This window comes from Stenotrophomonas sp. GL_111 (assembly GCF_057835245.1).
Genome location: NZ_CM174421.1, coordinates 2707002 through 2729399 on the forward strand (window position 1 = coordinate 2707002; position 22398 = coordinate 2729399).

21 protein-coding genes are annotated in these 22398 nt (G+C 67.0%); 9 read left to right on the forward strand and 12 right to left on the reverse strand.

The genetic code is table 11. The features are described from left to right. Positions 1 to 27 precede the first annotated feature (27 nt). Positions 28 to 1464, forward strand: coding sequence for a dihydrolipoyl dehydrogenase (lpdA, locus tag AC3IPM_RS12035; RefSeq protein WP_489300082.1), 1437 nt, complete (start codon positions 28 to 30; stop codon positions 1462 to 1464). A gap of 108 nt (positions 1465 to 1572) precedes the next feature. Here lpdA and AC3IPM_RS12040 read toward each other — a convergent pair whose 3' ends face one another. The 9 genes from AC3IPM_RS12040 to AC3IPM_RS12080 form a co-directional block, all read right to left on the reverse strand. After that, entirely contained in the window at positions 1573 to 1788 is a 216-nt protein-coding gene (locus tag AC3IPM_RS12040) for a hypothetical protein (RefSeq protein ID WP_489300083.1), read from the reverse strand. Positions 1789 to 1924: 136 nt separating this feature from the next. Then, positions 1925 to 3514 carry an alkaline phosphatase D family protein gene (locus AC3IPM_RS12045; RefSeq protein WP_489300085.1) on the reverse strand — a complete coding sequence of 530 codons (1590 nt, stop codon included), beginning with the start codon at positions 3512 to 3514 and terminating at the stop codon, positions 1925 to 1927. Next, the gene (locus tag AC3IPM_RS12050; RefSeq protein WP_489300087.1) at positions 3514 to 5754 is read right to left on the reverse strand and encodes a TonB-dependent receptor; all 2241 of its coding nucleotides are present in this window, start codon (positions 5752 to 5754) and stop codon (positions 3514 to 3516) included. The genes AC3IPM_RS12045 and AC3IPM_RS12050 overlap by 1 nt, the downstream gene beginning before the upstream one ends. A gap of 228 nt (positions 5755 to 5982) precedes the next feature. Beyond that, a complete protein-coding gene (locus AC3IPM_RS12055; RefSeq protein ID WP_489300088.1) occupies positions 5983 to 7407 on the reverse strand; it encodes a replicative DNA helicase in 1425 nt (474 codons plus the stop codon). A gap of 213 nt (positions 7408 to 7620) precedes the next feature. Continuing rightward, on the reverse strand, positions 7621 to 8178 hold the full coding sequence (locus AC3IPM_RS12060; RefSeq protein WP_489300090.1) for an NADPH-dependent FMN reductase: 558 nt from the start codon (positions 8176 to 8178) through the stop codon (positions 7621 to 7623). 107 nt (positions 8179 to 8285) lie between these two features. Beyond that, a complete protein-coding gene (asnB, locus tag AC3IPM_RS12065) occupies positions 8286 to 10229 on the reverse strand; it encodes an asparagine synthase (glutamine-hydrolyzing) (protein WP_489300091.1) in 1944 nt (647 codons plus the stop codon). Between the two features lie 3 nt (positions 10230 to 10232). Further along, positions 10233 to 12512 carry a thiamine pyrophosphate-dependent enzyme gene (locus AC3IPM_RS12070; protein ID WP_489300092.1) on the reverse strand — a complete coding sequence of 760 codons (2280 nt, stop codon included), beginning with the start codon at positions 12510 to 12512 and terminating at the stop codon, positions 10233 to 10235. A 119-nt stretch (positions 12513 to 12631) separates the two neighbouring features. After that, complete coding sequence (locus AC3IPM_RS12075) at positions 12632 to 13177, reverse strand: GNAT family N-acetyltransferase (RefSeq protein ID WP_489300094.1); 546 nt, start codon at positions 13175 to 13177, stop codon at positions 12632 to 12634. A 200-nt stretch (positions 13178 to 13377) separates the two neighbouring features. Continuing rightward, on the reverse strand, positions 13378 to 14205 hold the full coding sequence (locus tag AC3IPM_RS12080) for a glycine zipper 2TM domain-containing protein (RefSeq protein ID WP_489300095.1): 828 nt from the start codon (positions 14203 to 14205) through the stop codon (positions 13378 to 13380). 160 nt (positions 14206 to 14365) lie between these two features. Here AC3IPM_RS12080 and AC3IPM_RS12085 point away from each other — a divergent pair, with 160 nt between their 5' ends. Next, a complete protein-coding gene (locus tag AC3IPM_RS12085) occupies positions 14366 to 14590 on the forward strand; it encodes a DUF6116 family protein (protein WP_489300096.1) in 225 nt (74 codons plus the stop codon). Next, a complete protein-coding gene (locus tag AC3IPM_RS12090) occupies positions 14587 to 15360 on the forward strand; it encodes a TatD family hydrolase (protein ID WP_489300097.1) in 774 nt (257 codons plus the stop codon). Before AC3IPM_RS12085 ends, AC3IPM_RS12090 begins: the two co-directional genes overlap by 4 nt. Here AC3IPM_RS12090 and AC3IPM_RS12095 read toward each other — a convergent pair. Then, entirely contained in the window at positions 15334 to 16737 is a 1404-nt protein-coding gene (locus AC3IPM_RS12095) for an MFS transporter (protein WP_489300098.1), read from the reverse strand. The genes AC3IPM_RS12090 and AC3IPM_RS12095 overlap by 27 nt on opposite strands. 97 nt (positions 16738 to 16834) lie before the next feature. Here AC3IPM_RS12095 and AC3IPM_RS12100 point away from each other — a divergent pair, with 97 nt between their 5' ends. Next, positions 16835 to 17719 (forward strand): LysR family transcriptional regulator, encoded by an 885-nt coding sequence (locus AC3IPM_RS12100; protein ID WP_489300099.1) that lies wholly within the window; start codon positions 16835 to 16837, stop codon positions 17717 to 17719. Between the two features lie 36 nt (positions 17720 to 17755). Here the strand turns inward: AC3IPM_RS12100 and AC3IPM_RS12105 are convergent, their stop codons facing one another. Beyond that, on the reverse strand, positions 17756 to 18565 hold the full coding sequence (locus AC3IPM_RS12105) for a tRNA threonylcarbamoyladenosine dehydratase (protein ID WP_489300101.1): 810 nt from the start codon (positions 18563 to 18565) through the stop codon (positions 17756 to 17758). Positions 18566 to 18659: 94 nt separating this feature from the next. On the opposite strand from AC3IPM_RS12105, the gene AC3IPM_RS12110 reads away from it, so the two are divergent. Both AC3IPM_RS12110 and AC3IPM_RS12115 read left to right on the forward strand, forming a co-directional pair. Beyond that, positions 18660 to 19097, forward strand: a complete 438-nt coding sequence (locus AC3IPM_RS12110) for a hypothetical protein (protein ID WP_489300102.1) — start codon at positions 18660 to 18662, stop codon at positions 19095 to 19097. Between the two features lie 119 nt (positions 19098 to 19216). Then, a complete protein-coding gene (locus AC3IPM_RS12115; protein ID WP_489300104.1) occupies positions 19217 to 19699 on the forward strand; it encodes a glycine zipper 2TM domain-containing protein in 483 nt (160 codons plus the stop codon). An 89-nt stretch (positions 19700 to 19788) separates the two neighbouring features. Here AC3IPM_RS12115 and AC3IPM_RS12120 read toward each other — a convergent pair whose 3' ends face one another. Further along, on the reverse strand, positions 19789 to 19992 hold the full coding sequence (locus tag AC3IPM_RS12120) for a cold-shock protein (protein WP_019185917.1): 204 nt from the start codon (positions 19990 to 19992) through the stop codon (positions 19789 to 19791). 233 nt (positions 19993 to 20225) lie between these two features. Here AC3IPM_RS12120 and AC3IPM_RS12125 point away from each other — a divergent pair, with 233 nt between their 5' ends. The 3 genes from AC3IPM_RS12125 (at position 20226) to arsC (ending at position 22388) form a co-directional block, all read left to right on the forward strand. Further along, positions 20226 to 20711, forward strand: a complete 486-nt coding sequence (locus tag AC3IPM_RS12125; RefSeq protein WP_489300105.1) for a DUF456 domain-containing protein — start codon at positions 20226 to 20228, stop codon at positions 20709 to 20711. A 154-nt stretch (positions 20712 to 20865) separates the two neighbouring features. Then, positions 20866 to 22032: a phospholipase A gene (locus AC3IPM_RS12130; protein ID WP_489300106.1), complete on the forward strand. Its 1167-nt coding sequence runs from the start codon at positions 20866 to 20868 to the stop codon at positions 22030 to 22032. Further along, positions 22032 to 22388, forward strand: coding sequence for an arsenate reductase (glutaredoxin) (gene arsC / locus AC3IPM_RS12135; protein ID WP_489300107.1), 357 nt, complete (start codon positions 22032 to 22034; stop codon positions 22386 to 22388). The genes AC3IPM_RS12130 and arsC overlap by 1 nt, the downstream gene beginning before the upstream one ends. Positions 22389 to 22398: the final 10 nt, after the last annotated feature.

A 22398-nucleotide genomic window follows, 5' to 3' on the forward strand; every position in this document is an offset into this window, starting at 1 on the left:
TCTGGTAATGCAACAAGGACTATTTCAATGGCTGAACAATTCGACGTCGTCGTCATCGGTGCCGGCCCGGCCGGTTACCACGCGGCCATCCGTGCCGCACAGCTGGGCCTGAAGACCGCCTGCATCGATGCAGCGCTGGGCAAGGACGGCAAGCCGGCCCTGGGCGGCACCTGCCTGCGCGTGGGCTGCATTCCGTCCAAGGCGCTGCTGGATTCCTCGCGCCAGTTCTGGAACATGGGCCACATCTTTGGCGACCACGGCATCAGCTTCAAGGACGCCAAGATGGACGTCGAGGCGATGGTTGGCCGCAAGGACAAGATCGTCAAGCAGTTCACCGGCGGCATCGGCATGCTGTTCAAGGCCAACAAGGTCGCCGCCTATTACGGCTTCGGTGAGCTGCAGCCGGGCAACGTGGTCAAGGTCACCCAGCACGACGGTTCCATCGTCGAGCTCAAGGGCACCAACGTGATCATCGCCGCCGGTTCGGACTCCATCGAACTGCCGTTCGCCAAGTTCGACGGCGACACCATCGTCGACAACGTCGGCGGCCTGGACTTCACCGAAGTGCCGGCCCGCCTGGCGGTGATCGGCGCCGGCGTGATCGGCCTGGAGCTGGGCAGCGTGTGGAAGCGCCTGGGTTCGGACGTCACCATTCTTGAAGCGCTGCCGGAGTTCCTGGCCGCCGCCGACGCGGAAGTGGCCAAGGCCGCTGCGAAGGAATTCAAGAAGCAGGGCCTGGACATTCGTCTGAATGCCAAGGTTTCCAAGGCTGAAGTGACCGGCAAGGGCAAGAAGAAGGAAGTCGCCCTGACCTACACCGACGCCGAAGGCGAGAAGAGCCTGGTCGTGGACAAGCTGCTGGTGGCCGTTGGCCGTCGCGCCGCCACCAAGGGCCTGCTGGCCGAAGGCACCGGCGTCAAGATCAACGAACGCGGCCAGATCGAAGTCGACGCGCATTGCCACACCGGCGTCAACGGCGTGTGGGCGGTGGGTGACTGCGTGCGCGGCCCGATGCTGGCACACAAGGGCTTCGAGGAAGGCATCGCGGTTGCCGAGCTGATTGCCGGCCTGCCGGGCCACGTCAACCTCGACACCATCCCGTGGGTCATCTACACCGAGCCGGAGCTGGCCTGGGTCGGCAAGACCGAGCAGCAGCTCAAGGCCGAGGGCATTCCGTACAAGGCCGGCAGCTTCCCGTTCGCCGCCAACGGCCGTGCCGTGGCCATGATCGAGCCGGCTGGCTTCGTCAAGGTGCTGGCCCACGCGGAAACCGACCGCGTGCTCGGCATGCACCTGGTCGGCGCCAACGTCTCCGAGCTGGTCCACGAAGGCGTGCTGACCATGGAGTTCAACGGCTCGTCCGACGACCTGGCCCGCATCTGCCACGCGCACCCCTCGCTGTCCGAAGCGGTGCACGACGCGGCCATGGCCGTGAACAAGCGTGCGATCCACAAGGCGAACTAAGCCCTCGCCTTTTCGGTGGTGCCGGCCGCTGGCCGGCATTCCCGGAACACGAAAAACCCCGCCTCGGCGGGGTTTTTTGTTGGGCGGCCCCGGTAGAGCCGAGCCATGCTATGCCGTGACCGGCCGTCCGCCACCGAGTACCCGCGCCGGCAGCATGAACAGCGCGCGCAGGAACGCGAACAGGGCCGAGAAGGTGATGCCGACCAGGCGGAACGGCAGGCTCAGCAGCCACACGAACGGCCAGGCCACCAGGGCGAGGATCGCCAGCGGCCAGCACAGTACGAACAGCAGGCACCACACGCCCAGCGCGAACAGCGTCTTCATGGTCGGTCTCCTTGGGCGGCACCCTGCCGCCTGCGACCACCTTGGCGCCCTGCCCCGGCCGCCGCAAACGATTTGCGACGAAACCCGGCTGGCGCCGACGAATCCGGTATGTGGGGTTGCCGGCCGGCGGCCGGCACTACCGTTGCACGGCGCCTGGGCGGCCGTGGGTGACCTGGAACCGGGCGGCCGTCTGCACCGGGGCGTCCGGGCGCAGCACGCTGTCTGCGAAACGCAGTTCGGCCTCCACGGTCTGCCGGCCCAACTGCAGGCTCCACCAGCCACGGCGGTCACCGTCGAAATAGCGGATGTGCGGATTCTGTGGAATCGACGGGCCGTAGTACGGGCCATACGGGGTGTCATCGCCGCCGCTACTGATCGCCGGGGCGATGAACTCGGTGGCAATCACTGGCGCACCGGGTGTGTCGAAATCCAGCGTGAGATCGTTGACGAAACTGGAGTGCCAGTCACCGCCGAGCACGATGGCGTTGCCCTGCCCGCCCGCCTGGAGGGCCTGCAGCAGGCGGTTGCGGGCGGCCGGGTAGCCGTCCCACGCATCGTTCCAGAAGCGCTCGCGCGGGGTATCGCGATCCAGACGCAACTGCGCCATCAGCAGCTGCTGCACCACCACGTTCCAGCGCGTGCCGGCCGCAGCCTCCATCGATTGCGCGAACCAGGCTTCCTGGCCCGGGCCGAGCATGCTCGCGCGCGGGTCCAGCGCGGCATCGCAGCGCGGCGATTCGCCCACGCCGCACGGGTTGGCCGGGCGGAACTGGCGGCAGTCCAGCAGCGTCAGTTGGGCCAGGTCGCCGTAGCGCAGGCGCCGGTGCACACGCAGGCCGCCGTTGCCGGCGGGCGTGCTGCGCATCGGCAGGTGTTCGTAAAAGGCGCGGTAGGCGGCGGCGCGGCGGACGATGAAGTCCTCCACCGGCACGTCGTTCTTTTCCGGGTGGATGCCTGAGTAGTCGTTCTGTACTTCGTGGTCGTCCCAGATCACCGCGAACGCATGCGCGGCATGTGCAGCCTGCAGGTCCGGGTCGAGTTTGTACAACGCGTACTGGTCGCGGTAACGCGCCAGGCTGACCGTTTCGCCGCTGAAACGCTGCGCATCCAGCGTCACGCCGCGGGCGTTCTGCAGCGGGCTGTATTCGTACAGGTAGTCGCCGGCGTGCAGCACGAGGTCGACATCGCTGCGCGCGATGTCGCGCAGCACCGGGTAGTAGCCGCTGTTCCAGGCCTGGCAGGTGCACAGGGCCAGCCGCAGTTGCTGCAGCTGGGCATCGGGCAGCGGTGCGGTGCGGAAGTGGCCAACCGGGCTTTCTTCATCGCCGTCGCAGGCAAAACGGTAGTAGTAGTCGCGGCCCGGACGCAGGCCAGTAACTTCCACGTGGACCGAATGCGCCAGCTCCGGCACCGCTGCCGCTACGCCGCGCTGCACGCCCCGGCGCATGCCCGGGTCTTCGGCCACGAACCAGCGCACCGGCACCGCACGCGATGGCATGCCGCCGCCGTTGAGCGGGTCCGGCGCCAGCCGCGTCCACAGCACCGCGCCCTGCGGGTCCGGGTCGCCGGATGCAACGCCGAGGGTGAATGGATCGCGCCCGAACCGCGGCCGCGGGCCGGCCGTGGCCAACCCCGGCATGGCCGCCAGCGCGATTGCCGCGCCGGTGCCGTGCCAGGCCAGCCGCAGCAGGCGACGGCGTGCCTCGACGTCGACCACGCCGGCCATCAGAAGCGGACGGTGGCGGTGGCCATCACCTGCCGCGGTGCGCCCACCTGCATGGTGGCCAGGCTGCGGGTCGGGTCGGCGGCGTAGGTGCCGTTGGTATTGATGGTGGCCAGGTACTGCTTGTCGGCCAGGTTGGTCAGGTTCAAGGCCAAGGTCAGGTTCTGCGCCGGGCCGATCCTGCCCATGTCGTAGGCCACCGAAGCGTTGAGCAGCCAGTAGCTCGGCACCGACAGATCGTTGGTATAGGTCACGTAGCGCTTGCCGACATGGTTGGCCAACAGGCGCACGTCCCACGCGCCCGGCGTCCACGCCAAGGTGGTGGCGAACATCCGTTCAGGCGTATCGACGGTCTTCTTGCCGCGCGTGGGCACCACGCCGTTGTTGGTGTAGTCGCTGTCGTAGGTGCTGTCGTTCCAGGACACCGAGTTGGACCAGGTAACGTCACGCAGCGGCTTGAGCTGCAGGGTCGCCTCGGCGCCGCGGCTGCTGACCGAGCCGACGTTGGAGTACAGCGCCGGGCAGCCGAGGATGCCCACGCACTGGGCGATGGCCAGCAGGCGGTTGTCGAACTTCACGTCATACACCGCCACCGAGGCTTCATAACCCTGCCCGAAACCACGCCAGCCCAGCTCAATGGTGCGCGACTGTTCCGGCTTGAGGTCCTTGGCGCTGGCGTCGAAGGCCACCTGCGGCACGTTGAACGGGCTGCCCACGCCGAGGGCGAACGCGGCGATGTTCTTGGCGTAGGCGCCGAAGATTTCATTGCCTTCGTTGAGCTTGAAGTTGAAGCCGGCCTGCGGCAACAGGCCCTTCTTCGCGGTCAGGCTGCTGTTGTTGGCATACGTGCCCAGCGGCGTGCGCACCGTGGTGCGGGTGTTGGGCGACTTGGCGCCGATGTCCACGGTGAGGCGGTCGTCGAACAGGTGGAAACGGTCCTGCACGTAGAACTGCCGGGTGATGGTGGTGTAGTTCTGCCGCCATACGCGCTGGTCGGGGTTGCGCAGGAAATAGTCGTCCTTGATCGGGCCATCGATGTAATAGAAATTGCGCTGCACGCTGTGGCCGTTGTCCTCGTACCACAGGCCGGCTTCGAGCTGATGGCCGCCCACTTCCCAGGTGAACGCCGAGGTCACGCCGGTGCGGTCGATGGCGTATTCGGTGGTGCGGATGGAGATCGGAATCTCGCGGCTGGTACCCGGGTTGGACGGATTGGACGGGCTGAACCAATGCCCCTGGCCACGGTTGCTGTGGTTGTAGACGTTGACCTTCAGGCGCATCGTCTCGTTGAGGCCGAAGTCACCGGCCAGGCTGCCGATGTCATCGTTGCGTACGCCGTGGCCGGAGTAATACGCGTCCCACGGGCTGTTGACGCCACCGCTGTACTGGCCACGCGCGGCAGCCAGGGCGCGGTTCCAGTCCGGGGCGTAGTTGTCCCACTTCCAGCCCAGGCGGTCGATCATTTCCAGCGACAGATCCTGGTAGTCGGCCTCCACGCGGCGCGAGGCATTGACCAGTGCGGTCAGCTTGCTGTCCGCGCCGAAGCTGTAGGTGGCCTTGCCGTTGACCTGTTTGAGCTCATGCGAGCCGGCGCCCTTCCACTTGTCGCTGCTGGAGTACACGCCGGACAGGTAGGCCGCGAAGCCCTGGTGGTCGCCGGTGTCCAGACGCGCGTAGCTGCGGCGGGCGCTGTCGCTGCCGAAGCCCTGCGCCAAAGTGACGCCGAATTCGGTGGACGGGTCGATCGAATAGAACTGGAACACGCCGCCCAGGTTGCTGGTGGACGGTGTGCCCAGCGCGCCGATGCCGGTGGAGACCTCGGCGCCGCCAAGGTTCTCGCTGATCACCGCGCGGCTGATGTGCAGGCCGTTGCTGTTGCCGTAAGCCATGTTGCCGAGCGGAATGCCGTCCAGCGTGTAGCCCAGGCGGTTCTGGTTGAAGCCACGCAGGCTGATGCTGGTGGACCACTCGTAGGCGCCGGTGGCGTCAGCCGATTCGAAGTGCACGCCCGGCTTGCTGGCCAGCAGCTTGAGCGGGTTGGCACCCGGTGGCAGCACCTTCATGTCTTCAGCAGTCACGCGCTGCACCTGGCGGGCCTCGCCCCGGCCGATCACCGACACCGCGTCCAGGGTGGTGGCCGCGCTGTCCTCGACGGGGGACGCCTCGGCCCAGGCCAGCGACGGCAGCGCGGTACAGACCAGCAGGGCAAGCAGGTTACGGCGGAGCGGAGCGTGGGAAGGCATGTGGAGCGGATTCCTTGTGCGCGCTGGACGCCGGTGGGGGCGTCGGGAGAGGAGTTGCAGCGGCGGAATCGTAGAGGCGGCGCATGACATCGTATTTACAACTGGGACAGCCTGGGCGCAGGGAGGCTGTCGCGGCGGGCATGGCGTTGCAGGCCAGCGACTTAGGCGCTGGCGTTCCGGGGTACATGAGGTTGCCGGCCAGCGGCCGGCACTACCGCGCCTGTGGGCTTATTCGAACGACCCTACGGAATCGTGCGAGAGGTTGTCGAAGCGGGTGTATTCACCGAAGAACTTGAGCTTGCACGAGCCGGTCGGGCCGCCTCGGTGCTTGCCGATGATGATCTCGGCCAGGCCCTTGTCCGGTGAAGTTTCCTTGTTGTAATAGTCGTCGCGGTAGATGAACACGATCATGTCCGCATCCTGCTCGATAGCGCCGGATTCGCGAAGGTCGGCCATCACCGGGCGCTTGTCGGTACGCGTTTCCAGCGAGCGGTTGAGCTGGGACAGGGCGATCACCGGCACGTTGAGTTCCTTGGCCAGGCCCTTCAACGAACGCGAGATTTCCGAGATTTCGGTCGCGCGGTTTTCGCTGTTGCCCGGCACGCTCATCAGCTGCAGGTAGTCGATCACGATCAGGCCCAGGTCGTGCTCGCGCTTGAGGCGGCGGCACTTGGAGCGCAGGATCTCCGGCGACACGCCCGGGGTGTCGTCGATGAAGATCTTGGTTTCCTTCAGCATCCGGATCGCGCCGGTGACGCGGCTCCAGTCCTCGTCTTCCAGCTGGCCGGTACGCAGGCGCTGGGCGTTGATGCGGCCGTTGGAGGAGATCAGGCGCATTGCCAGCTGCGAGGCCGACATTTCCATCGAGAACACCGCCACGCCCTTCTTGGACTTGATCGCAGCGTACTCGGCTATGTTCAGCGCCAGGGTGGTCTTGCCCATGGCCGGACGCGCGGCCAGGATGATCAGATCGGTCGGCTGCAGGCCGGCGGTCATCGCATCGAAATCGGTGTAGCCGGTGGGCAGGCCGGTGATGTTGCCGCCGTTCTCGAAGCGGTTGCGCAGCTCTTCGAAGGCATCCTTCAACGCGCCGGGCATCGCCACGAAATCGGTACGCCCGCGGGCGCCCTGCTCGGCGATGGCGAACACGGATTTTTCCGCCGCCGACAGCAGCTCGCTGCTCTCGCGCCCTTCGGGCTGGAAACCATCGTTGACGATGTCGGTACCGACCTGGATCAGCTGGCGCAGCACCGCCTTGTCGCGCACGATCTCGGCATAGGCGGAGATGTTCGCGGCCGACGGCGTGGTGCTGGCCAGTTCGATCAGGTACGCACCATCGCCGACCAGTTCCATCTTGCCCTGCGACTCGAACCACTCGCCCAGCGTGACCGCATCAAACGGGCGGTCGCGTTCGGACAGCTCGCGGATCGCGCGGTAGATCATCTGGTGGTCGCGGCGATAGAAGTCGGTTTCGGTCAGCTGGTCGTTGATCCGGTCGTAGCTTTCCGGGGCCAGCATCAGGCCACCCAGCACCGCCTGCTCGGCTTCGATCGAATGCGGCGGCACGCGCAGGGCGTCGATGCGCATTTCATCGCGATCAAAACGGTCACCGCGCTCTTTGCGGTCGGAACGGAAGCCAGAACGGGCGGACATGGGGCGTACTTCCTGCGGGGGCTGAGGCGTGGGACATGGTAGGCACGCGGCGAGGCCCGCAGCCATGCACAACTCTGTGGATAAGCAGTGGATGAGCTGGGCATACCGGCCATGGCCGGTACGATCGGCCAAGGCCGTCGCATCGCGCGCGACAGACGCCATTGCGGCGTCTGTCGGCGGCCATTATCGCAGAAGCGCCCGCCCCCCGCCGGCTCAGCGCGGCGTGTGGGTGGCGATCCAGGCCAGGAACCGGTCCACGAAGCCCTGCAGGAATGCCTGTGTGCCTTCATTGCCGATGGTGCCGTGCGCGTCGATCAGGCCTTCCTTGAAGTGCAGGAACACCTCCGGCTGGGCCAGCACCGGCATGTCCAGGTAGGCCAACACGTTGCGCAGGTGCTGCTGGGCCAGCGCGGTGCCGATCACCCCGATCGAGGCACCGGCCACTGCGGCCGGCTTGCCAGCGAAGGCGCTGTCGCCGTACGGGCGCGAGCCCAGGTCGATCGCATTCTTGAGCACCCCGGGAATGGAACGGTTGTACTCGGGGGTGATGAACAGCACCGCGTCGGCGTCACGGATCTGCTGCTTCAGGCGCACGCCCTGGGCCGGGTAGGCCTTGTCGTCATCCTGGTTGTACAGCGGCAGGTCGCCGATCTCCACGTACTCGAAGCGTGCCCTGCCCGCCGCCAGCTTCTCCAGCGCGTGGGCAAGGGCCTTGTTGTGCGAGCCCTTGCGCAGGCTGCCGACCAGTACCGCGATCTTCACTTCGGCCATGGGATGTCTCCGTTGAGGGAAACCCCGAGCCTAGGCGGGACCGCCTTCGCCAACGGTGAAGGTGCAGGCGCCACCCCATGGGTGGCTGCGGCCCCTCAACCGCGCCCTCAACCGCGCGCGACGCCGGCGCGCACCTGGCGCCAATGCGCCTGCCAGGCCTGGAACATCAACACGTTCCACAGGTGGGTATGCCACTTGCGCTCGCCCTGCTGGAACTGCTGCCACAGCGGCACCACCGCTTCCACGTTGAACACACCCTCCTCAGCCAGCCGTGCCGGATCCAGCAGCGCATCGGCCCACTGGCGCAGGTCGCCCTTGAGCCAGGCACTGACCGGGGCCCCGAAGCCGCGCTTGGGCCGGTGCACCATGTTCTGTGGCACGTAGCGCCCCAGTACGCGCTTGAGCATGTATTTGCTGACGCCGTCGCGGTGCTTCATCGACAGCGGCAGCGACCAGGCGAACTCGGCCACCCGCCAGTCCAGCAGCGGCGCACGCGCCTCCAGGCTGACCGCCATGCTGGTGCGGTCGACCTTGCACAGCAGGTCGTCGGGCAGATAGGTGTTGAAGTCGGCCAGCATCATCGCGTCGGCCGGCGAACCGGCCCCGTGCAGCGGGTCGGCCAGGTCGTAGAAGCTGCCGGCGCCGGTGGCGCCCTTCACCGCCGCCACCGGGTCGCGCCAGCGCGAGATGCGATTGCGGTACACATCGCCAATGCCGCGCGCGCCGGTCTCGGCCAGCAGCGCGGCGAGCCCGCCGGTACGCGAGGCCTCGCCCTGGGTATGCGCATGCGCGCCCATCCAGCGCCGCAGCGGGGCCGGCACCTTGCCCAGCAGGGTCCAGTTGCGCAGGGCACGCTGGTAGCGGCTGTAGCCGAAGAACAGCTCATCACCGCCGTCACCGGACAGCGCCACGGTCACCGCGCTGCGCGCCAGTTTCGCCACCAGCGCGGTGGGCACCTGGGAGGCGTCGGCAAAGGGCTCATCGAACATCGCCGGCAGCTGCGGCACCACCGCCAGGGCGTCGGCGCCGCTGACGTACAACTCGGTGTGGTCGGTGCCCAGGTGCTGCGCCAGCGCCTTGGCCAGCGGTGCCTCGTCGTGGTCGGAGCCCTCGAAGCCGATGCTGAAGCTGTGGATCGGCGAGGACGACTGCGACTGCATCAGCGCGGCCACCACCGACGAATCGGTGCCGCCGGACAGGAACACCCCCACCGGCACGTCGGCCACCATGCGCAGCCCGACCGCATCGCGCAGCAGGCCATCCAGCTGCGCCTCGGCGTCATCATCGCTGCCCGCGAACGGGGCCGAGAGCGCCTGCTGCATGCGCTCGCGCGCGTTCCAGAACGGCACCTGCTGCTGGTCCGGGCGGTGCGCGGCCGCACCGGCCACCACGCTCGCCGCATCCAGCCGCAGCAAACGGCCCGGCATCAACTTGAAGCAGCGCTGGTGGATGCAGTGCGGGGCCGGGATGTAATCCAGCCGCAGCAGCAGCGTCAGCGCATCGCGGTCCACCTCGTTGTCGAAGTCCGGATGCTCCCACAAGGCCTTCAGTTCCGAGCCGAACACCAGGCTGTCGCCGGCCCAGCCGTAGTACAGCGGCTTCTTGCCAACGCGGTCGCGGGCCAGCCACAGGCACTGCTCGGCGTGGTCCCACAGCGCGATGGCGAACATGCCGTTGGCGCGCTGCAGGGTCTCATCCAGGCCCCAGGCCACGAACGCGGCCAGCAGCACTTCGGTGTCCGAATGGCCACGGAAGACGTGCCCGAGCGTTTCCAGGTCGGCGCGCAGCGCGGCGAAGTTGTAGACCTCGCCGTTGTAGGCCAGCACATAGCGACCGTCGTCCGAGCGCATCGGCTGGTGGCCCAGCGGCGACAGGTCCAGGATGCTCAGCCGCCGATGCGCCAGCGCGATGCCCTTGCCGGCGTCGGCCCACACCCCGCTGTCGTCCGGGCCACGGTGCACCAGTGCATCGCCCATGCGGCGCGCGAGTCGTTCCAGTGCTGCCTGCTCCGGGGCCGGAGCGGGCAACAACATTCCTGCCAATCCACACATGCGTCAGAGATCCTGCGCCAGTACCCGGGCGGCGCCTACCAGCGCATTGTCGCTTGGAAGCACGCACATTGCTGCCCCCGCCAGCGGGGTATAGGTATCGGCACCGCAGACCCGCTGCAGCGGCAGGTGGCCCAGCCCGGCCTCGACCAGCGCGGTGATGATGCCCTCGCCCACCCCGCCGCTGTGCCGCCCTTCGTCCACCACTAGCACGCGCTGGGCATCGGCGGCCTGCGCGGCGATGAAGCCGGCATTGAGCGGCACCAGCCAGCGCAGGTCGACCACCCGCACCTGCCAGCCCAGCTCGGCCTGGATCGTACGCGCCGCGCGCAGGCTCATTGGGATGCCGTTGCCGTAGCTGAAGATCACCAGGTCATTGGCCTCCGGCGCATACACCCGGCCCTCGCCGAGCAGCATCGCCTCCCCGGGGGGCGGATAGTCGAACAGCCACTGGCCGTCGCCGGGTGCATGCAGGTCTTTGGTCATGTAGAGCGCGATCGGCTCCAGGAACACCGATACCCGCCCATCCACCTGCGACAGCGCCGCCAGTGTGCGCAGCATCAACGCCGCATCGTCGCCGCGCGAGGGGCAGCCGACCACCAGTCCGGGAATGTCGCGTAGCGCGGTGATCGAGTTGTCGTTGTGGAAATGGCCGCCGAACCCCTTCTGGTAGCCCAGACCGGCCACACGGACCAGCATCGGGTTGCGGTACTGGTCGTTGGAGAAGAACTGCAGCGAACAGGCCTCGCCGCGCAGCTGGTCGGCAGCGTTGTGCAGGTAAGCCAGGTACTGGATCTCCGGAATCGGCAGCATGCCCAGGTTGGCCAGGCCCTGGGCCATGCCCAGGATCATGGTTTCATCCAGCAGGGTATTGAACACACGGCGCGGCCCGAACGCCTTGAGCAGGCCCTTGCTGACCGTGTAGACGCCGCCCTTCTGCGCCACATCCTCACCGAACAGCAAGGTGGACGGGTACTTGCCCATCACCTCGTGCAGGGCTTGGTTGATCTGGATCGCCAGGTGCCGCGGCGGCTGCCGCTCCGGCACCTGCGCCTCACCGCCGAACAGCGCGGCGCGCGCCTGCGGGTCGGGGATGCGGGTCGCCTCGGCGTGCACCGCGGCCGGCGAATACGGCGCGAGCGGCGCGACGATCTCGGCCAGCCCGGTCAGTTTCGGCCGGCGATCGGCTTCTTCGGCGGCAGCGAAACAGCGCGCGCGGATCGTCTCGTAGCGCTCCAGCACCTGTGCGGGCGTCATCCAGCCGGACGCCATCGCAATCTGCGCCGAACGCAGCAGCGGGTCGGCTGCCTCGGCCGCGCACAGCTCGGGAAGCGGCCGCCATTCAATCTCGAAATCGGTGCCCGCATGCCCCATCAGCCGCGTGGTGCGCAGGTGCAGGAAGGTCGGCCGCCGGGTGTGCCGGCAATGCGCCAGTGCACGCTGCACCTGCGCGTGGCCTTCGGCCAGGTCCAGGCCGTCGGCGAAGAAATAATCCAGGCCCGGGCGATGGCTGAAACTCTCGGCGATCCAGCCTGCGGGGGTCTTCACCGAAATGCCGATGCCATTGTCCTCGCAGACGAACAGCACCGGTGCCGGCAGGCGCTGGTACGCGGCCCACGCAGCGGTATTGAATGCGGTCTGCGCGGTGGCGTGGTTGGCCGAGGCATCGCCGAAGGAGCAGATCACGATGCTGTCGTCGGGAATCGGCAATGGATGCCCGATCCGCCGCCCGCTCTCGATCGCCATGGCGGTGCCCAGCGCCTTGGGCAGGTGCGAGGCGATCGTGGAGGTCTGCGGCAGCACCCACAACGGCTTGCTGCCCCACACCTTGTGCCGCCCGCCACTGGCCGGGTCGTCGCGGCTGGCCGCGAACGACAGCGCCGCGTCCATCACCGGGTCCATGCCCGGCAACTGGCGGAAACGTTCGGCCATGAAGGCGCCGGAACGGTAGTGCAGGAACGCCGGATCGGTGTGCCGGGCCAGCCGTGCCACCAGCGCATTGCCCTCGTGGCCGGACGAACCGATGGTGTAGAAGACCTTGTTCTGCACGCGCAGCACGCGCGCCATCAAGTCAAGGTGACGGCTGATCAACTGCGAGTCGAACAGCGCCTCGAAGGCGTGCGCCGTCAGCGTACTGCCCGGCAGGATTGGGGCATCCGGCGCAGGCCGTGGCGCGACATCGCCACGCCACTGCTGGACGAATTCAATGAAGTTGGTGTCGCAGATCTCGGCCCGGTTCAGGGCTTTCATGCGTGCGGGAATCGGATCGGGAACCACGGCAAACATCCATCACCCTCCGTGACGTCGTGCTGATGCGGCCAACCTGCGGATTCAATCGAACAACGCGAATGCCGAGTCTGGCCGCAACCCGCGCCGCTTGCCAAGCGCGGGTGCAGCATGGCCGCTCAACCGGTGCGACGGGCACGCCATTGCGCGCGCGATTGTCCCCACACTTCGATCGGCTTGCCGTCATGCGGCGGCGGCAGCTCGCCCATCCGCAGCAGGCGGCTGCCCAACTTCTGTGCCACCACCTTGGAGTTCGTGTTGGCCGGGTCGATGGTGTGGATCACCTCTTCCCAGCCCAGGGTATCGAAGGCCCAGTCGATGCTGGCGATCGCCGCTTCCGGCGCATAGCCCCGGCCCCAGCTTTCGCGACGGATGCTCCAACCCACTTCCGTACCCGGCCAGTCCAGAGGCTGCCACGGCCCCATCCGGCCCACCCAGTCACCGCTGGCTTTTTCGATCACCGAGAACATCGAGAAGCCATACAGGTGCCAGCTGCCCGCCAGGCAGCTGAAGCTGCGCCAGGCCTGCGAAGGTGCCTGTACGCCGCCGAGGTGCTGCATGGTTTCCGGATCGCTGCAGAAGCGCAGGAAGGCCTCGAAATCTTCCGCGCGCGGCGGGCGCAGGAGCAGGCGGTCGGTTTCCAGTTGCAGATCGAAGATGCTCATGGCGGTGTCTTGGCGTGGCAGTGAGCGGGATCTTGCCACGCATGGCCGGGTGGGTGCCACGCATCACCGAAGGCTTGCCACGCCACCGAAAGCTTGCCACGCATGGCGTGGCACTACCCGGGGCTCGCGTGGCAGTAACGGTGCCAACGCAACAGGCCGGCGAATGCCGGCCTGTTGTTTCGCGTTGGAACGGGCTGCGCTTACTGCTTGTTGGAATCCAACGCCGCGGTCTGCGTGACCAGCTGGCCATCGATCACCGGCAGGCGATCGCTGCTCGGCTTGTTGTCCATCTTCACGGTCTTTTCCACACCGTCGTAGCGGTAGGTCACGTTGTAGCCGGTGACCGCATTGCTGGTGCCCATCGGAATGCGCGTGCCCGGCTTGCTGGCCATGCGCATGGTGCCGGTGGTGCCATCTTCATTGCGGTAGGTCACGTTGTAGCCGGTGACCTTGGTCGACTCCGACGTCGCCGTTTCGGTGTGGCACTGACGCTCGGTGCGGTTGACCACACGGCCACCGACATGGCGCTTGTCCACCTGGTTGCCGATCAGGCCACCCGCAACCGCACCGGCCGCCGTCGCTGCCTTCTTGCCGTTGCCGCCGCCGACCTGGTTACCCAGCAGGCCACCGATCACCGCACCGGCCACCGTGCCGCCGACGTTGCCATCGCGCTCGGGCAAGCGCTCCTGCACCACCACGTCCTGGCAGACTTCATGCGGCGTCTGCGTGGTCGAGGTCTCGCGCACCGGCTCGGTGCCGATCACGGTGGCATAGGCCTTTTCCTTCTTGGTCAGCGGATCGACCTTGACCACATCGGCGTATTCCAGCTTGGCAGCCTTGTCTTCCGTCGCGACCGCGTCGGTGCGCGCACCGTCATCGGTCAGCGGCGTGGTGTCCAGGGTCGGCCGGGTCTGTGCGGTCACCGCGTCGGGCGACGAAGTGCCGCTCTTCATGAAGGCCGCCGTGGCGATGCCGCCAACCAGCAGCGCGCCTGCAGCAACCAAAGCAGTGGTAGTAGTACTTTTCATAACCGGCTCCCTGCGGACGATCCGCAACGTTCTTGAGCGGATTCCAGCACGCGGACCCTGAACGGAATCTCCACATTCCCCACACACGGCCTTTACCCATTCAGGTTCTGTCACGCCCGGGCTCGTGATAGCGTTTACAGCATCTGTCGAGGAGTGCGTCATGGCCAACCCCCTGCTGCTGCCAATGCTGGAATGGGCGCGCCGGCTGCGCTACCCCACCTTGTTCAAGATCACCGCCGCGCTGTTCGCCCTGACCCTGGTGATTCCCGATCCGGTCCCGTTCGTCGATGAAATCCTGTTCGGCCTCGGCACCTTGCTGCTGGCCAACTGGAAAGGCCGCAGCGACAAACTGCCGCCCGCGCTCCCGGCCAAGCGCCGCGCGTGAACCTGGTTGACAGCCATTGCCACTTGGACGCCAGTGCATTCGATACCGACCGCGACCAGGTGATTGAACGCGCGCGCGCCGCCGGCGTGCGCCGACAGGTCGTACCCGCGGTCACCGCCGCCAGCTGGCCCAAGCTCCGCGACACCTGCCGCCTGGCCGATGGCCTTTACCCGGCCTACGGCCTGCACCCCATGTTCCTGGACCAGCACCGCCCCGAGCACCTGGACCAGCTGCGCGACTGGATCACCCGCGAGCGCCCCTGCGCCGTGGGCGAATGCGGCCTGGACTTCTTCGTCGACGGGCTGGATGCCGAACGGCAGCAGCAGTACTTCGTGGGGCAACTGCGGCTGGCCCGGGAGTTCAACCTGCCGGTGATCGTGCATGCCCGCCGCGCGGTGGATGCGGTCATCGCGGCGATCCGCCAGGTCGGCGGGCTGCGCGGGGTGGTGCACAGCTTCCCGGGAAGTCCGGAACAGGCAGCGCAGCTGCACACGCTCGGGTTCCTGTTGGGCCTGGGCGGGCCGTTGACCTACCACCGCGCGCAACGCCTGCAGCGGCTGGTCACGCAGATGCCGCTGGAGCAACTGCTGCTGGAAACCGACGCACCGGACCAGCCGGACGCGGGCATCCGCGGCGAGCGCAACGAGCCCGCGCGATTGCCGGTGATCCTGGACACCGTGGCACGCCTGCGCGGGCAGCCGGCGGACGAAATCGCCGCGCAGACCACCGCCAACGCGCGCACGCTATTCGGCCTTGCCGACCGCCCCTGAATCCTGCTGATGCGGCAGGTGTCCCGGTCGGATTCCAAACCAGCACAACACACTTCCCAACAGCAGCAATGCCGCTGAAATGCCGATCGACACGTGCATTCCGTGCATGAAGGCAGCAGGGGCGCCATCCCCGATGAGGGTGCCAAAGAGGGCAACCCCCAGCATGCCGCCGACCTGTCGCGCGCAGTTCAGCACACCGGATGCGATCCCTGCCCGCGAGCCATCAACCGATGCGAGCGTGGCGGTGGTCATGGTCGGTACCACCAGCGCAACCCCGCTGGCGGCCAGCAGCATCGGCACCACCAGAAGCCAATAGTGGCCGTCGATCCTGACCGGCATCAACAGCAGGTAGCCCAACGCCGCCAGCCCAAGCCCGATGACCATCATCCCCCGTGGGCCCACGCGCGTGATCAGGCGACCGGCCAACACGTTGACCGCGATGAGGACACCGGTCATGGGCAGGAAGGCCAGCCCCGTCTGCTGCGGCGAGAGATGCTGCTGCATCTGGAAGAACAGGCTGAAAACAAAGATCAGACCGTAGTACGCAAAATTCACCACCACCCCTGCCACCGAGACAACGGAGAACGTCGGCGTCCGGAACAACATCAAGGGCAGCATGGGCGAGGCACTGCGGGCTTGGATCCAGAAGAACGCCAGACTCGACATCACGGCCACCAGCACGCCGCCTTGCACCAGCCGATGCTCCCAGCCAAGCGGACCGACTTCAATCAGCACCATGGTCATCGCGGCCAGCGCAAGGATGGCCGTCGCCTGTCCGCCCCAGTCGAGGCGGCGCTGATGACGGCCGCCGGTTGCGGCCGCATGGCGCAGCGTCAGGTAGATTCCGATCACGCCGATGGGCAGGTTGATCAGAAAGACACTGCGCCAGCCCACATGCGTCACCAGTATCCCGCCCAGTACAGGGCCCGCGGCCAGGGACATGCCGCCCAGCGCACCCCACCACCCGACCGCACGGCTGCGCGCGCGGCTGTCCGGAAAGGCCTGCTGCAGCATGACCAGCGAGTTGGGCACCAACAGCGCCGCGCCCAGGCCCTGCACCATTCTGGCCGCGACCAGTACCGACAGGCTCCCGGCCAGGCCACAGGCAACCGATGCCAGGGTGAACACCACAATGCCGGACAAGAACATCCGGCGTGCACCGAAGCGGTCACCCAGCGTCCCGCTGGTCAACAGCAGTGCGGCAAAGGCCAGGGTGTAGGCGTTGACCACCCATTGCAGCCCTGCCATGCCGGTTGAAAAATCATGGCCCAACGCGGCCAGCGCCACATTGACCACGCTGACGTCCAGCAGCACAACCACGAAGCCCAACGCGGCAGCCACCAGCGTGCCGCGCGCGGAAGCAGAAGGAACAGACATGGAATACGTCCCGGGGAAAGAGGACGCCCATGCTAGGCTGGCGCACAAGGCGCGAAAATTCCCCGAAACCTCACTCCAGACTTGCGAAAACGCACCGATGTTCGATTGGGAGAATATCCGTCATTTCCTGGCCGTTGCACGTGCAGGCACCCTGTCCGGCGCCGCCCGGGTATTGCATGTGGACCATGCCACCGTCAGCCGTCGCGTGGCAGCGCTGGAGGCCGAACTCCAGGTGGCGCTGGTGGAGCGCCTGCCCCGTTCGTGCCGGCTCACCGCGATGGGCGAGCAGATCTACGCGCAAGCCAACACCATGGAGGCGTCGGCCTTTACCGTGGCCCGCCTGGCGCGTGCCAGCCAGGGCGCGTTGAACGGCAGGGTCACACTCAGCGCACCGCCGGTGCTGGTGGCCCACCTGCTGGCAGCACGGATCGTCGATTTCCGCGCCGGACAGCCCGGCATTCAACTCGCGGTGTCCGCACAGGCCCAGCAGGTGTCGCTCAGCCGCCGCGAGGCCGATGTGGCGCTGCGACTGGTACGCCCCAAGGAATCGAGCAGCGTCGTGCGCAAGATCGGGCGAATGTCGTTCGGCCTGTATGCAAGCCACGACTATGCGTCCACGCACCGTGCCGAAGACTGGAGCTTTATTGCCTATGACGCCCAATTCGCCGACATGCCCCAGCAGCAGTGGCTGCTGGGTGTCGCCGGCAACCGGGCCGTGGGCTGTGAGCTCAGCGACATCAGCAGCCACCATGCCGCAGCGCTGGCCGGGGCCGGCGTGGCCGGCCTGCCGTGTTTCCTGGGTGACACCGCGCCCGGGCTGATCCGCCTGGACCATCACCTGGCCGCGTTCTCGCGCGACATCTGGCTGGTCGTGCACCGTGACCTGAAGCGCTCCCCGTCGGTACGCGCCGTCATGGATTTCGTGGCCAGTACCGTCGCCGATACCCCCGGGCTTGCGCTGGACATCCCGGGACGGAGCTGACGCGGTCCCGTGTTGTCTGCGAACGGCAGTGCGAGCTCAGTCTGCGGTAGCCGGCGCAGCAGCCTTCTTCATCAGCATCTCCAACGCCTTGCCCACCGCCGCGAACGCGAACGCACCGGTGATGTGGGTCGCCGCCCCCAATCCTGCACCGCAATCCAGCTTCAGCGCCGCATCCGGGCCCAGCGACGGTCGCACCCCGCACACCGATCCATCGGCCTGCGGATACTTCACGTTCTCCAGCGAATACACCGCCGGCACCCCGAAGTAGCGCGAGGCGTTCTTCGGAAAATTGAAATCGCTGCGCAGCTTCTTGCGGATCAACGCCATCATCGCGTCGTGCTCCGTGCGCGACACATCCCGGATCCGCACCAGCGTCGGATCCGTCCGCCCACCGGCCGCCCCCACCGTCAGAATCGGCAGCTTGCGCCGACGGCACCACGCAATCGTCTCCACCTTCACCCGGAAACTGTCGCAGGCATCGATCACCAGATCGAAATCGCGATCCAGCAGCTCCACCATGTTCGACACCGTCAGGAACGAGGCAATGGCAGCAACATCGATGTCCGGGTTGATCGCGCGGCAGCGCTCGGCCATCGCCTCGGCCTTGTTGCGCCCGTACTGGCCGGCCAGCGCCGGCAACTGACGATTCGTGTTCGACACGCAGATGTCATCGGCGTCGATCAGGGTCAAATGCCCCACCGCCGTGCGCGCCAGCGCCTCCACCACCCACGAGCCCACCCCGCCCATCCCGACCACTGCCACCCGGCGGGTCGACAGCAGGTCCACGGTGCCTACCCCATACAACCGGTCGATGCCGGCAAATCGTTCGCGCAGTACGTCGTTCATCCGCCCATTTTAGCCCTGCACGCTCCCCCCACGTACGCCGCGTGGACAGCGCGCCCCGTAAGATCGGTGCCAGCCACCCACAAGGACGCCAGCCATGAACCCACCTGTCACCCCGCGCCGCCCCTCCGCCGCCTACCGCTACCTGTTCGTCGGCGTGCTCGGGCTGGTCATCGGCCTGATCGCCACGGTGATGGTGTCGCGCGCCATCCAGGCCCGCCAGGACCCCTTCCCGGATTCGCTCATGCACGTGATGAACCGCCAGGTGCAGCTGCTGCGGGACGCCCAGGCGCAGAACCGCTGCAACCTCGCCGACACCGTGCCGCGCCTGCAGACCCTGCGCTCGCTGTCCAATGATCTCGATCTGGCCTTCCCCGGCCTCAAGGACAGCCAAGGTTTCCAGCAGCATGCCAGCGCACTGCGGGCCACCTTGAACCAGGCCCTGGCCGCGCCCCCGGCCGACTGCACCGCCATGGGCCAGCTGGTCGAAAAGATCAACACCGACTGCAAGGCCTGCCACCAGGACTTCCGCTGATTCATCTGCCAGCTACCCTGCCGCCCCGGGATTGGCGCGCTGTTCACGTACGACAGGACAGGATCTGCGCCATGCGCACCAGACGCATTCGACCACCCCTTCTGGCCAGGAGATACACCATGAAGATCCAACTCATCGCCGCCGCTGCCGTCGCCACCGTTGCCCTGGCCGGTTGCGCCACCACCTCGCCGGGCTATGGCAGCAGTGGTTACAACAACGGCTACGGCAACAACAACGGCTACAACAGCGGCCGTTGCGCCGACTGCGGCATCGTCACCCGCATCAACACCGTGGCCTCCGGGCGTACCGCCCCGAGCGCGACCGGTGCGATCTTGGGTGGCATCGTCGGCGCCGTCGCCGGCCATGAAATCTCCGATCACACCGGTGGCAGCCGCGGCAACAAGAACATCGCCGCCGCCGCAGGCGCCGTCGGTGGCGCGCTGGCCGGCAACCAGATCCAGAAGAACGTCACCAGCGACACCTATGACATCAGCGTGCGCATGGACGATGGCCGCACCGTGGTGGTCAACCAGCGCGACCTCGGCGGCATCCGCGAAAACACCTACGTCCGCGTGGTCAACGGCAAGGTGATCCTGCGCTGATCCGCGCTGCGATCCACCTCACGTAAAAAGAAAGGGCCCGCTTGCGCGGGCCCTTTCCGTGTCTCACGCCGGCGCAGGCCGGTGTGCGCTTAGAGCGGCTTCACCTTGTCGGCCTGCAGGCCCTTCTGGCCCGTCACCACTTCGAACTCCACCGCTTGACCTTCCTTCAGGCTCTTGAAGCCCTGGGACTCGATCGCGCGGAAGTGCACGAACACATCTTCGCCGCTTTCACGGCTGATGAAACCAAAACCCTTCGCGTCATTGAACCACTTGACGGTGCCCTTCTCTGCCATCTTAGCTACTCCCTAGAACTGTCTTGTTGTTGGATACGCCTGGTTGGGCGGCTGACAGCAAGGGGGAAGCGAGGTGCAACGATGCAGCGGATCCGGAAGATCTACCATCATCAGGCCACGATCCACGGTGACCTTGCCAAGCTCAGCGTCTGCAACTTAACCCGGGCAAAACGAAAAATCAACTGGCAAAACTTTCGTATGTCAACCCCATTTCCAGAACCATACCGGACAGCATGGACCCTTCATTCATCTACTATCTGCTAGCGGCCCTGCTGGTCCTGGTCGGTATCGCCGGGATCATCCTCCCGGCCCTGCCGGGCATTCCGCTGGTCTTCGCCGGCCTGCTGCTGGCTGCCTGGGCCGATGGCTTCGCCCATGTGGGCTGGATACCCCTCACCGCGCTGGGGCTGCTGACCCTGGTCTCATTCGGGGTGGACATCCTGGCCACCGTGGTCGGTGCCCAGCGGGTCGGGGCCAGCCGCAAGGCGCTGTGGGGTACTTTCATCGGCAGCATCGTCGGGCTGTTCTTCATGCCGATCGGGCTGTTCCTGGGCCCGCTCGGCGGCGCCCTGATTGGCGAGTACTGGCACACCCGCGAACTGGGCCGCTCGACCAAGGTCGGCCTGGCCACCTGGCTGGGCATCCTGCTCGGGGTGGCGCTGAAGCTGGCGCTGGTGGTGGCGATGCTTGGCCTGTTCGCCTTCGCCTGGTTCCTCTGAGCCGCGGCACGCCGGGGGCTTCACGCCCTCGGCACAGGGTGCACGGGCATAAACCGGCATCGGGCTGATCGCGTCGGCGGCTGGCCGTAACCCCGCCCAGCGGCGACACTGTCGCGATCGATCCTTCCATTTTCTGCTACGTGGCCCTGTTTTCATGATGATCCCGCGCCCCCGCACCGCCCTGTTCACCGCCCTGGCCCTGGCCAGCCCCTGCCTGCCGCTGGCCGCGCAGGAAGCCGCGCCCACCCCGGCCTCGCCGGAAGCCTGCGCCCTGGTCGATTCGGACGCACCGCGGCTGGCCTGCTACGACAAGCTGTTCGGGCATACCCGCGGCGTCACCGTGGCCGCCGATGCCGCCGCCGCGGCCGCCGCCCAGGCAAGGCGTGAAGAGCGCCAGGCCGCGCGCAGCAGCGAGGGGGATGTGCCCGCCACGCAGCGCGCCAAGCAGCGCATCGGCGAGCTGTTCAAGAACGATGGGCATGAAGATGCGCTGGCCAACGCCGGCAAGGGCTCCCTGCTCGACAGCCGCTGGGAACTGGCGCAGGACTCCAAGCTGGGCGCCTTCCAGCTGCGTGCCTACAAGCCGGTGTACCTGCTGCCGGCGTTCTGGACCAGCGACAAGAACCAGATGCCGCAGTCGCCGAACCCGGCCAACTCGGTCACCACCCCGCAGCTGCTCGACAGCGCCGAGCTGAAGTTCCAGCTCAGCTTCAAGACCAAGATCGTGGAGAACCTGTTCGGCGACAACGGCGACATCTGGGCCGGCTATACCCAGAGCTCGCGCTGGCAGGCGTACAACGCGGAGAATTCACGCCCGTTCCGCGAAACCAACTACGAGCCGGAAGTGATGATGGTGTTCCGCAACGGCTACTCCATCGGTGGCTGGCGCGGGCGCATGACCGGCATCAGCCTCAACCACATGTCCAACGGCCGCCCCGATCCGCTGTCGCGCAGCTGGAACCGGGTGATCCTCAACGTCGGCCTGGACCGCGAGAACTGGGCACTGGTGCTGCGCCCCTGGTACCGCCTGCCGGAAGACCGCAAAGACGACAACAACCCGGACATCGAAGACTACATGGGCCGCGGCGACGCGACCCTGACCTGGAACCGCAACGGCCACGAAGTCTCGCTGATGGCGCGGCATTCGCTGCGCGGCGGTGACCGTTCGCACGGCGCGCTACAGCTCGACTACGGCTTCCCGATCAGCAACCTGCTGCGTGGCCACGTGCAGGTGTTCGACGGCTACGGCGAGAGCATGATCGACTACAACCACAAGGCCACCTACGTGGGCCTGGGCGTGTCGCTGCTGGAGTGGTACTGATGGCGGTGACGATCTGGCACAACCCGCGCTGCAGCAACTCGCGCGGGGCACTGGAGATCCTGCACCAGCACGGCATCGAACCCACCGTCATCGAATACCTGAAAACCCCGCCGGACCGCGACACGCTGCACGCGCTGGTCACCGCGATGGGGACCGGCGCGCGCAGGCTGCTGCGCGACAAGGAGGCGGCCTACACCGCGCTGGGGCTGGCCGACCCGATGCTCGACGATGCGTCGTTGATCGAGGCCATGCTGCAGCATCCGGAACTGATCAATCGGCCGATCGTGCGCACCCCGCTCGGCGTGCGCCTGTGCCGGCCACCGGAAACGCTGCTGGAAATCCTGCCGGCCAGATAAGTGCCTCGCG